The following is a 10595-nucleotide window of genomic DNA, read 5'->3' as shown; positions in this document are numbered from 1 at the left end:
GACGTTCTCGGGCGTCACGCCGCCGTAGCCGGTGATGTGGTCGGCGCCGCCGTCGTAGCCGACGACGGGGTCGAACCGGACTGACGGCTTGTTGGGGGTGCGTCCTCTCGTCCGGTGGTCGGCGCGGATGGGGTGCGGGTGGTGAAGGCGGTTGGGGCTCGTCGGTCGCTCAGCCGCCCTCCACCGATGCGGGGGAGGGTGGCGCGCGAAGCGGGTCGGGAGAGGGGCAGCGCGACGTTCGGAAACGTGGCTCCCCTCTCCCGACCCTCGCTGACGCGAGGCCCACCCTCCCCCGCAGCGGGGGGAGGGAGAGTTCGACCTAGACCACGTTCTGCGGCTTGCCGGCGACGAAGGCCTCGACGTTGTCGACGAGCTGGTCGGCCAGGATCTGCATCGCCTCCTTGCTGGCCCAGGCCACGTGCGGCGTGACGATCAGGTTCGGCAGGTCGAGGTCGCACAGGATGTTGCCGTTCTTGGGCGGCTCCTGCACCACCACGTCGAAGCCGGCGCCGCCGATCGTGCCGGCCTTCAGCGCCTCGGCCAGGGCCTCCTCGTCCACCAGCCCGCCGCGGGCGGTGTTGATGAGGATCGCGTGCTTCTTCATCTTCGCCAGCTGCTCGGCGCCGATCATGTTCCGGGTCTCGGGCGTCAGCGGCGCGTGCAGCGTGATGACGTCGGACTGGGTCAGGATCGTCTCGAGGTCGACGAGGCCCTCCTGCGGGAAGACGTCGTAGGCGATGACCTTCATGCCGAGCGCTTCCGCCCGCTTGCCGATCGACTTGCCGAGCGCGCCGTAGCCGACGATGCCGAGCGTCGAGCCGGCGATGTCGTGGATCGGGTAGTCGAAGTAGCAGAACTGGGTCGACTTGTTCCAATCGCCCCGGCGCACCGAGTTGGCGTAGGGCACGATCGCGCGCCGCAGGGCGAAGATCAGCGCGATGACGTGCTCGGGCACGGTGTTGAAGGCGTAGTTGCGGATGTTGACGACGGTGATGCCTTGCGCCTTCGCCTGCTCCTTGTCGACCACGTCGGTGCCGGTGGCGGCGACGGCGATGAGCTTGAGGTCGGGCAGCTGCTTCAACGTGTCGGCGCGCATCGGCACCTTGTTGATCAGCGCGATCTCGGCGCCCTGGAGCCGGGAGACGATCTCCTCCGGTGTCCAGGTCGAATCGTATTCCTTGTAGTCGTGCGGGAAGTTGAACGGCCGGACCGTGGCGTCGAGGGACTCGCGGTCGAGGAATACGATCTTCTTCGTCATGGAACGCCTTTCATGCGACGGCCGGATCGGGCTCTGCCCGCGACGCGCCGGTCGCGGCGATCCCGATCCGGTTCGAGATGATCCCCTCTCGTCCGGGATGGCGCGGGGGCGTCGCCGCCCCCGCGCGATGGTGTCGGCCTTAGCGTCAGCCCCGGGTGAGCGGATGCTCGCGCAGGTAGCTCGACGCGGCGGCGACGCCCGAGCCCGGGGTGACGTGCACGCCGCAATCGATCATCGCCATCTCGGCGCCGGCGATCGCGCCCAGCAGCGACAGCTCGTTGAGATCACCGAGGTGGCCGATGCGGAACACCTTGCCGGCGACCTGGCTGAGGCCGGCGCCGAGCGAGAGGTTGTAGCGGTCGTAGGCGTGCTTGATGATCTTGGCCGCATCAACGCCCTCGGGCGCCAGGATCGCCGTCACCGTGTCGGAGTTCCACTTGGGCTCCTTGGCGCAGGTCTTCAGGCCCCACGCCGCCACGGCCTGACGGGTCGCCTCGGCGAGCACGTGATGGCGGTGGTAGACGTTCTGCAGCCCCTCTTCCTTGATGCACTCGAGAGCCTCGCGCAGGCCGTAGAGCAGCGGAAGCGGCGGGGTGTAGGGGAAGTAGCCGGTCGGGTTCTGCTTCAGCTGGTCGGACCAGGCGAAGTAGACGTGTCCGAGGCGGTCGTTGCCGCCGGCGGTGCCTTCGGAGGCCTTGATCGCCTTGGCGCTGGCGCAGAGCACGCCGAGGCCGGCGGGGAGCATGAAGCCCTTCTGCGAGCCGGCGATGGCGCAATCCACCTTCCACGCGTCCATCTCGAACGGCAGCGAGCCGATCGACGAGATGCCGTCGACGAACAGCAGCGCCGGGTGGCCGGCGGCGTCGATCGCCTTGCGGACCGCGCCGATGTCGCTGGTGACGCCGGTCGCCGTCTCGTTGTGGACGACCATCACGGCCTTGATCTTGTGCTCGGTGTCGGCGCGCAGCGCCTGGCCGATCTTCTCCGGGTCGGCGCCGGTGCCCCAAGCCTCGTCCTGCACGATGACGTCGAGGCCGAGGCGCTGGGCCATGTCGACCCAGAGGTGGCTGAACTGGCCGTAGCGGGCGGTCAGGACCTTGTCGCCGCGGCAGAGCGTGTTCGCCAGGGCCGATTCCCAGATGCCGGTGCCGGAGGACGGATAGAAGATGATCGTGCCCGCCTCGGAGCCGAACACCATCTTGGCGTCCTGGAACAGCGGCTTCACCAGCGCCGGGAAGTCGGGCGAGCGGTGGTCCTCCGAGGGGACGTGCATCGCGCGCAGCACGCGGTCCGGGATGTTGGTCGGGCCGGGAATGAAGAGGTGATTGCGTCCGGGGCGCCGCGTTGCAGCCATGGGGTGTGTCCTCCGATTACCAAAAAACGTTGGCCGGCAAGCCGGCTTCAGGAACGATGCGCCGGCTTGCGACGCATGGGCGTGTGGTGATCCGTGGGCGGTCTGGTGAGGGGGACGCCGAACCGGCGCGGCCGGAAGCGCGCGGGAGGGCTGTCCCGCGCGGAACTTCCGCGTCGTCGGTCGGTCGCTTCACCGGGCGATGCGGAGCGGCGGAACGGTCTGGCACCGCTCGCGGTCGCGGCATGGATCCATGCCGGTCGCCTCCGAAAAGCCTCGTCTTCCATGCGTCGGCCGTGGCCGTCGCGCAAGCCGCGGAATGCGGATCCTGCACGCCGGCGCTGCGCCGACCCTCGACACCTTCCTCCCCGTCGTCCCGCCCCGGCTCACGATCCAAGTGGTTCACGATCCAAGTCGACCATCCAGGTCGGCGATCCATTGGCCGTCGCCGGCGCCGGCCTTACGGCAGGCGATCGCTTTGAATCCATTATGAACGCCGAAGCTCCACAAGCAAAACTGGAAAAACTTCCCGGACGACGAAAAAAAATTGTCGTGCACTGCAGCAAACCGGCGAAGGATCTTCGCATTGCTTGCTGCATCGCAGCATCGGATGCGCGGCACCGTCATCAAACTGAGACGCGTTTCCGGTTTGGCTCGGCCGAAGACCGCCGGGAGATGCTCGTGGCCGACGACACGGAAGGGACGACCCGCGTCCGCACCCTGTTCCTCTCAGACCTGCACCTCGGCACCCGCGGCTGCCAGGCCGGGCTGCTCCTGGACTTCCTGAAGGACTACGACGCCGACACGCTCTACCTCGTCGGCGACATCGTCGACGGCTGGCAGCTCCGATCGGGCTGGTACTGGCCGCAGGGGCACAACGACGTGGTGCAGAAGCTCCTGCGCAAGGTGCGCAAGGGCTCGAGCCTGGTCTACGTGCCGGGCAACCACGACGAGTTCCTGCGCGACTACATCGGCACCACCTTCGGCGGGATCGAGATCGCCGAGAGCCGCATCCACGAGGCGGCGGACGGGCGGCGCTACCTGGTGATCCACGGCGACCAGTTCGACATGGTGGTGCGCCACGCCCGCTGGCTCGCCCATCTCGGCGACGGCGCCTACACCTTCGCGCTGTTCGTCAACACCGGCCTGAACAAGCTGCGCCGCCGGCTCGGCCTGTCCTACTGGTCGCTCTCGGCCTGGGCGAAGCTGAAGGTGAAAAACGCGGTCAACTTCATCGGCGCGTTCGAGACCTTTCTCGCCGACGAGGCCCGGCGCCAGGGTGCCGACGGGGTGATCTGCGGCCACATCCATCACGCCGCCGACCGGCGGATCGACGGCCTGCGCTACCTCAACACCGGCGACTGGGTTGAATCCTGCACCGCGCTGGTCGAGCATTACGACGGCCGCATGGAGGTGCTGCACTATCCGAGCGTGCTTCGCGCCCGCGCGGCGGAGGCGTCGGAGGCCGAGCGCGCCGGTGCGCTTCCGGCGCAGGACCGCCGGGCGGTCGCGTGAGGCTGCTGGTCGCGACCGATGCCTGGGCGCCGCAGGTCAACGGCGTGGTGCGCTCGCTCGAGCGCATGGCCGAGGCCGCCCCCGCCCACGGCTTCGAGCCGTTCTTCGTGACCCCGCGCGACTTCCGCTCGCTGCCGATGCCGGGCTATCCCGAGATCCGGCTGGCGCTGGCGGGCGCGCGCGGCATCGCCGCCGCCTGGGCGCGGATCGAGCCGACCCACGTCCACATCGCCACCGAGGGCACGATCGGCCACGCGGTGCGGCGGCTCTGCCGCGCGAAGGGCCGCCCCTTCACCACGAGCTACCACACGCGGTTTCCCGAATATCTCGCCGCCCGGGCGCCGATCCCCGAGGCGTGGAGCTACGCCTGGCTGCGGCGCTTTCACCGGGCGGCCAGCGGCACCATGGTCAGCACCGCCTCGCTCGAGCGCGAGCTCGCCGGCCGCGGCTTCCGCAACCTGATGCGCTGGACGCGGGGCGTCGACACCGACCTGTTCCGCCCGGCCGATCCTTCCGCGGAGGTTCCCCCTGCGCTCGCGGGGCTGCCGCGCCCGATCTTTCTCTTCGTCGGCCGCGTCGCGGTCGAGAAGAACGTCGCCGCCTTCCTCAGTCTCGACCTGCCGGGCAGCAAGGTGGTGATCGGCGACGGGCCCGACCGCGCCCGGCTCGCGGCCGCCCACCCGCAGGCCCGCTTCCTCGGCACCCGCACCGGCGCGGAGCTGTCCGCGCTCTACGCGGCGAGCGACGTGTTCGTGTTCCCGAGCCTCACCGACACCTTCGGCATCGTGCTGCTCGAGGCGATGGCCTGCGGCCTGCCCGTGGCGGCCTACCCGGTCACCGGCCCCCTCGACGTGGTCGCCGGGACCGGGGCCGGGGTGCTCGACGCCGACCTGCGCGCGGCATGCCTCGCCGCCCTCGCCGTTCCGCGCGGGCAATGCCGCGCGGAGGCCCTCCGCCGGACCTGGGCCGAGAGCGCCCGCGAGTTCTTCGGCAACATCGAGAGCGCCCACGCCCAGGCGGCCGATCTGCGCGTGCCGGCCGGCGCCGAGGCGGCCCTGCTTGGCTGATGAGGTGACGGGTTGAGAGGGTGACGGGCCGGCCAAGGAATGCGATGGGTCGCCGCCCCTCCGGACCCGACCCGCCCCGTGCCCCCCTTCGATCCCGCCTGCGCCGCCGACTACCCCGCCGTCATCGGCTGCGACGAGGTCGGGCGCGGCGCCCTGTGCGGCCCGGTGGTCGTCGCGGCGGTGTGGTTCGACCCGACCGCGATCCCGCCGGACCTGCTCGCCCGCCTCGACGACAGCAAGCGGGTCAAGGAACCGCTGCGCGAGATCCTAACGCCGCTGATCCGCGCGCAGGGCCGCGTCGCGGTCGCGGCGGGATCCCGGGCATTGATCGACCGGGTCAACGTCCGCGTCGCCACCCTCGACGCGATGCGCCGGGCGGTGCTGCGGCTCGCCCTCGATGCGCCGGTGCTGGTCGACGGGCGGGACGCGGTTCCCGGCCTGCCGCAGCCCTGCCGTGCGGTCGTCGGCGGCGACCGCGCGGTGCCGCAGATCGCCGCCGCCTCGATCGTCGCCAAGACGTTTCGCGATGCGCTGATGCGGGTGCTGGCCCGGCGCCACCCGCATTACGGTTGGGATCGCAACGTCGGCTACGGCGCCCCGGTGCACCTCGCCGGCCTCAGGACCCACGGCCGCACCCCGCATCACCGGCTGAGTTTCACGCGGGCGTACGGCGATGGCGGAGCGAACACCACGGGCGCCGATTAGGTCGCAATCGTTTGCGAGATGCCTGAGGTCGTCCGTCGATGCCAAAACGATTCAGCCGTCCTGCCGCCGCGGAGCATTGCTCGATCGCCGCCTTCGCCTCCGTCACAGCAGCGAGAACTGCTCGCCGGGCTTGGCGAAGGCCGAGGCGTCGAGGGCGATGCGGGTTTGCGCATAGCCGAGGCGCGCCTTGGCCAGCCGCATCCGCGTCGCGATTAGGCCGGCGTAGGCGCCCTCCCCGGTCATCCGCTTGCCGAACGTGGCGTCGTATTCGCGGCCGCCGCGGGCCTGCTCGACCAGGGAGAACACGTGGCGCTGCCGCCCGGGATAGTGCTCGGCGAACCAGTCGGCGACGAGGTCCTTCAGCTCGTGCGGCAGGCGCAGCAGCACGTGGTTCGCCTCCCGCGCGCCGCAGGCGCGGGCCTCCGTCATGATCGCCTCGATCTCGTGGTCGTTGAGCGAGGGGATGATCGGCGCGACGATCACCATCACCGGCACGCCGGCTCGGCTGAGCGCCCGGATCGCCTCCAGGCGCTTGCGCGGATGCGGCGCGCGCGGCTCCATCTTCCGGGCGAGCACCGGATCGAGGGTCGTCACCGACATCGCCACCTTCACGAGGTTCCGCTCCGCCATCCCGGCCAGGATGTCGATGTCGCGGGTGACGAGGTTCGACTTCGTCACGATGCCGACGGGATGGCGCAGGCGGGCCAGCACCTCGAGGATCTCCCGGGTGATGCGGTGCTCGCGCTCAATCGGCTGATACGGGTCGGTCGCCGTTCCGAGAGCGATGGTCCGCGGCGCGTAGCCCGGCGCCGACAGCTCCCGCTCGAGCAGGCGCGCGGCGTCCGGCTTGGCGAAGAGCTTCGTCTCGAAGTCGAGCCCGGGCGACAGGCCGGCATAGGCGTGGTTCGGCCGGGCGAAGCAGTAGACGCAGCCGTGCTCGCAGCCGCGATAGGGGTTGATCGAGCGGTCGAACGAGATGTCGGGCGAGGTGTTGCGGGAGATGATCCCGCTCGCCCGCTCCAGCGTCACCTCTGTGCGTCTGGCCGGTGCGGGCTCGTCCGCCGGCCAGCCGTCGTCGGCGGCCTCGCGGCGGATCGCCTCGAAGCGCCCGCCCGGGTTGGCGGTGGCGCCCCGGCCGCGCAGCGTTTCCGACGTCGCGGCGAGCCGGCGTCGCGGCGTGGATTCGGCGCCGAGCGGAGGACGGGGTGTGGACATCGGACTGGCAGCACCCCGGCGGAAGCGTGTTTCACATGGAACATAACAGGAACGAGGCCGGTCGGATACGCCTCGATTTTAGGCAGTTTCTCGGGCTTTGTGGCTGTGGTGCAACGCTGGGCCGCCGCGTCGAGCCGGCCTGCCCGCGCCCGGCGAAAATACGGTATGCGCGGCCATGATCTCCGCCCTGGTTCATGTCGCCGACCCCGGCGATGCCGATGCGATCGACCGTCTGGCCGACACCCTGGGCGCCCTCGTCGGAGGCGTGGCCGCCGGGCTCGTGGGTGACGCCGTGATCGTCGCCGCCGCGATGGGCGAGGCGGTCGACACGATCGCCGACGCGACCGGCGCGACCCTGGTGGTGCCGCCGCGCGGATCGGACCGGTGGTTCGCCGGCGCGGCGGTCGCGCGCCGCGACTGGGTGCTGTGCCTGGAGGCGGGCGACGTGCCCGGCGACGGCTGGATCCGCACCCTCGACCGGTTCGTCGGCACAGCGCCGGCCGACGCCCTGGGGCGATTGTCCCGCCCGCATGCCGGGCTGGCGACGCGGCTGGCCATTCGGGCCGAGGCGCTGCTCGGCGCGGGTGCGGCGCGGCCCGGCGACCTCGTCCGCCGCGATCGCCTCACCGAGATCGGAACCTTCGCCCCGCGGCTGGTGCCGCGGCGCCTGATCGCGCGGATCGACCGGATGTGATCCTCAGGCCGTGAGCGAGGCGCCCCGCCGCAGGTGCTCGTCCAGGCGCGGCATGATCTCGACGAAGTTGCAGGGGCGGTGCCGGTAGTCGAGCTGGCTGACCAGGATCCCGTCCCAGGCGTCGCGGCAGGCGCCCGGCGAGCCCGGCAGCACGAAGACGTAGGTGGCGTTGGCGACCCCGGCCGTCGCCCGCGACTGCAGCGTCGAGGTACCGATCTTGTCGTAGGAGATGCGGTGGAACACCGCCGAGAAGCCGTCCATCCGCTTCTCGAACAGCGGCTCCAACGCCTCGGGCGTGACGTCGCGGCCGGTGAAGCCGGTGCCGCCGGTGGTGATCACCACGTCGATTCCGGGATCGCGCGTCCAGCCCTCGACCGTCCCGCGGATCGCCGTCGCCTCGTCCGGCACGATCGCGCGCGCCGCGAGCCTGTGGCCGGCCTCGGTCAGCCGCTGCACCAGGGTGTCGCCGGAGCGGTCGTCCTCCGGCCGGCGCGTGTCCGAGACGGTCAGCACCGCGATCGACAGGGGGACGAAGCTGCGGGCAGGCGTATCGGGCATCGGGCCGTCTCCGGGTTGAACGACCGGAATATGGGCGCCCGCCCGCGATTGTCCCATCCTTCCCGGCGTGCGGCGCGCGGGCCGAGGCGCGCCGAACCCGCGATCCATGGTATCGGCACCGATCAGCGACCCCTGTCCGTTCGAACGCGCGGTGCCCTCATGGATGCGACCCCCGTCCGCCTCACCAGCCTCGCCCACGGCGGCGGCTGTGGCTGCAAGCTCGACCCGGCGATCCTGCGGTCGCTGCTCGCCGACCAGCCGATCGCCGGCCCGTTCGAGCGCCTGCTCGTCGGCAACGAGACCGCCGACGACGCCGCGGTCTGGGCGCTCGACGACGGCACCTGCGTCATCGCCACCACCGACTTCTTCACGCCGATGGTCGACGACCCGCGCGATTTCGGCCGGATCGCCGCTACCAACGCGATCTCCGACGTCTACGCCATGGGCGGCCGCCCGATCATGGCGCTGGCCATCCTCGGGATGCCGGTCGGCAAGATCGCGCCCCAGATCGTCGCCGAGATCCTGAAGGGCGGCGCGGCGACCTGCGCCGAGGCCGGCATCCCGATCGCCGGCGGGCACTCGATCGACACGCCGGAGCCGATCTACGGCCTGGCGGTGATCGGCACCTGCCGCCGCGAGGACGTGCGCCGCAACGCCGACGCGCGGGTCGGCGACGCGCTGATCCTGACCAAACCCCTCGGCGTCGGCGTCTATTCCGCCGCGATCAAGCGCGACGCCCTGCCGGAGGGCGGCTACGCCGCGTTCGTCGCGACGACGACGCTGCTGAACAAGGTCGGCACCGAGCTGGCCGCCGACCCGGACGTGCACGCCATCACCGACGTCACCGGCTTCGGCCTGCTCGGGCACGGCCTCGAGTTCGCGCGCGGCGCCGGCTGCCGCCTCGTGATCGACTGGCCGTCCGTGCCGCTGCTGCCCTCGGCCGAAACGCTCGCCCGGGACGGCTTCGTCACCGGCGCCTCCCACCGCAACTGGACCGCGTTCGGCGGCGAGGTCGCGCTGGAGGACGGCTTCCCCGAATGGGCGCGGCACCTGCTTACCGATCCGCAGACCTCGGGCGGCCTGCTCGTCGCCTGCGCCCCCGAGCGCGCAGACGCGATCCTCGCCCGCATCCGCGCCGCCGGGCATCCGGCGGCGGCGATCGTCGGGCGGGCGGAGGCGGGCGCGGCGGGAATTCGCGTCGCCGGCTGATCCCAGGGCCGGAAGGTGATCGAAACCAATCCTCCGGCATCATCGCGGCCCCGCGATGCGTCGCGCAGAGCCGCCCGCCCCCGTCGTGACCGACGTTCCCTACGACCCGGATCTCGAAACCGCCCACGGCGTCGCGGATTGGCCCTATGGCCGATCCGCCATCGCGCTCGCGCGCCCGGACGCCTTGCCGGACGGACGCCTGTGGCCGCGGCTGCGCGTGCTCACCGTCGCCTCCGGCGACGCGCCGCGTCTGGCCGACAGCATCGCCTCGGTCGCCCGGCAGGACTACCCGGAATGCCGGCACGACGTCGTGCCGCCGGGATTGACGTCGCCCGCCGCGATTATCGCCGACGACGGGGTCGACTTCGTCCTGGTCCTGCGGGCGGGCGATCTCCTGGCGCCCGGCGCGCTCGCCGCCCTCGTTCTCGACGCGGTCCTCTCGGGGGCGGATGCGGTGGCGGGGCTTCGGGTGCTGTTCGACGACGCGGTGACCGGCCTCGACCTGCCCTCGTCGGCGGGGGATGACGCCGCGCCGGACGCCGTCTTCACCGGCGGCGAAGTTCTCTGGCGGCGTGCCGCGCTCGGCATGCTGGGCAGCTTCGATCCGGTCGACGCCGAGTGGACCGCACGCGCCTGGTCGGCAGCCGTGCGGACGGAGGCCGGCGTCACCCGCATCGGCCGGCCCGTCCTGCTGCAGCGCGAGCGGACGATTCACGCAACGGATTCAAGTCCATCCGCGTCTTCCCCTCCCCCCTCTGCAGGGGAGGGTGGGCCTCGCGTCAGCGAGGGTCGGGAGAGGGGAGCGCCGTATCCGACACCGTCGCGCCCCCCTCCCCCCCTGCTCCGCAGGGTACCCTCCCCCGCCAAGGGGGGCGGGAGGAGTGTCGCCGCTTCCCTCTCGATCGCCTCGCTCACCGGCACGGGCCATGCCGGCGGTGCCGGGATCGCCCATTCGCGTATCGCCCAGGCGCTGCGGCTGCCCGGGCACCCGGCCGCTGGTTTGCGTGTACGCGCACGCTGCGC

General features: G+C 71.5%; 10 protein-coding genes and 1 pseudogene. 6 read left to right on the top strand and 5 right to left on the bottom strand.

From position 1 onward, the window contains the following. Positions 1-319 precede the first annotated feature (319 nt). The 3 genes from MKK68_RS00230 to MKK68_RS00220 all read right to left on the bottom strand — a co-directional run bounded on the left by MKK68_RS00230 (position 320) and on the right by MKK68_RS00220 (position 3236). Positions 320-1258 (bottom strand): D-2-hydroxyacid dehydrogenase, encoded by a 939-nt coding sequence (locus tag MKK68_RS00230; RefSeq protein WP_147726357.1) that lies wholly within the window; start codon positions 1256-1258, stop codon positions 320-322. Between the two features lie 145 nt (positions 1259-1403). Further along, positions 1404-2612, bottom strand: a complete 1209-nt coding sequence (locus MKK68_RS00225) for an aminotransferase class V-fold PLP-dependent enzyme (protein ID WP_147726356.1) — start codon at positions 2610-2612, stop codon at positions 1404-1406. Positions 2613-3011: 399 nt separating this feature from the next. Beyond that, on the bottom strand, positions 3012-3236 hold the full coding sequence (locus MKK68_RS00220; protein WP_244027351.1) for a hypothetical protein: 225 nt from the start codon (positions 3234-3236) through the stop codon (positions 3012-3014). 48 nt (positions 3237-3284) lie between these two features. Here MKK68_RS00220 and MKK68_RS00215 point away from each other — a divergent pair, with 48 nt between their 5' ends. From MKK68_RS00215 to MKK68_RS00205, 3 genes are all read left to right on the top strand, one after another. Continuing rightward, positions 3285-4124 carry a UDP-2,3-diacylglucosamine diphosphatase gene (locus MKK68_RS00215; RefSeq protein ID WP_279593195.1) on the top strand — a complete coding sequence of 280 codons (840 nt, stop codon included), beginning with the start codon at positions 3285-3287 and terminating at the stop codon, positions 4122-4124. Further along, positions 4121-5191 (top strand): glycosyltransferase family 1 protein, encoded by a 1071-nt coding sequence (locus MKK68_RS00210; protein WP_147858207.1) that lies wholly within the window; start codon positions 4121-4123, stop codon positions 5189-5191. Before MKK68_RS00215 ends, MKK68_RS00210 begins: the two co-directional genes overlap by 4 nt. A gap of 78 nt (positions 5192-5269) precedes the next feature. After that, positions 5270-5896 carry a ribonuclease HII gene (locus MKK68_RS00205; RefSeq protein WP_147729753.1) on the top strand — a complete coding sequence of 209 codons (627 nt, stop codon included), beginning with the start codon at positions 5270-5272 and terminating at the stop codon, positions 5894-5896. A 102-nt stretch (positions 5897-5998) separates the two neighbouring features. Here MKK68_RS00205 and MKK68_RS00200 read toward each other — a convergent pair whose 3' ends face one another. Next, a complete protein-coding gene (locus MKK68_RS00200; protein WP_244027350.1) occupies positions 5999-7111 on the bottom strand; it encodes a PA0069 family radical SAM protein in 1113 nt (370 codons plus the stop codon). A gap of 175 nt (positions 7112-7286) precedes the next feature. On the opposite strand from MKK68_RS00200, the gene MKK68_RS00195 reads away from it, so the two are divergent. Then, positions 7287-7805, top strand: a complete 519-nt coding sequence (locus MKK68_RS00195; RefSeq protein ID WP_147844223.1) for a hypothetical protein — start codon at positions 7287-7289, stop codon at positions 7803-7805. 3 nt (positions 7806-7808) lie between these two features. Here MKK68_RS00195 and moaB read toward each other — a convergent pair whose 3' ends face one another. Then, positions 7809-8363, bottom strand: coding sequence for a molybdenum cofactor biosynthesis protein B (gene moaB, locus MKK68_RS00190; protein WP_147729372.1), 555 nt, complete (start codon positions 8361-8363; stop codon positions 7809-7811). 159 nt (positions 8364-8522) lie between these two features. Between moaB and selD the strand changes: the two genes are divergently transcribed. After that, entirely contained in the window at positions 8523-9572 is a 1050-nt protein-coding gene (gene selD, locus MKK68_RS00185) for a selenide, water dikinase SelD (RefSeq protein WP_147729373.1), read from the top strand. Positions 9573-9657: 85 nt separating this feature from the next. Next, positions 9658-10595 (top strand): annotated as a pseudogene (locus MKK68_RS00180) (hypothetical protein); the annotation flags it as partial.

The sequence above is a fragment of the Methylobacterium sp. E-016 genome (genome assembly GCF_022829745.1).
GTDB lineage: Bacteria > Pseudomonadota > Alphaproteobacteria > Rhizobiales > Beijerinckiaceae > Methylobacterium.
Note: the sequence above shows the minus strand (reverse complement) of the source record. Positions and strands in the feature narration are given on the sequence as shown.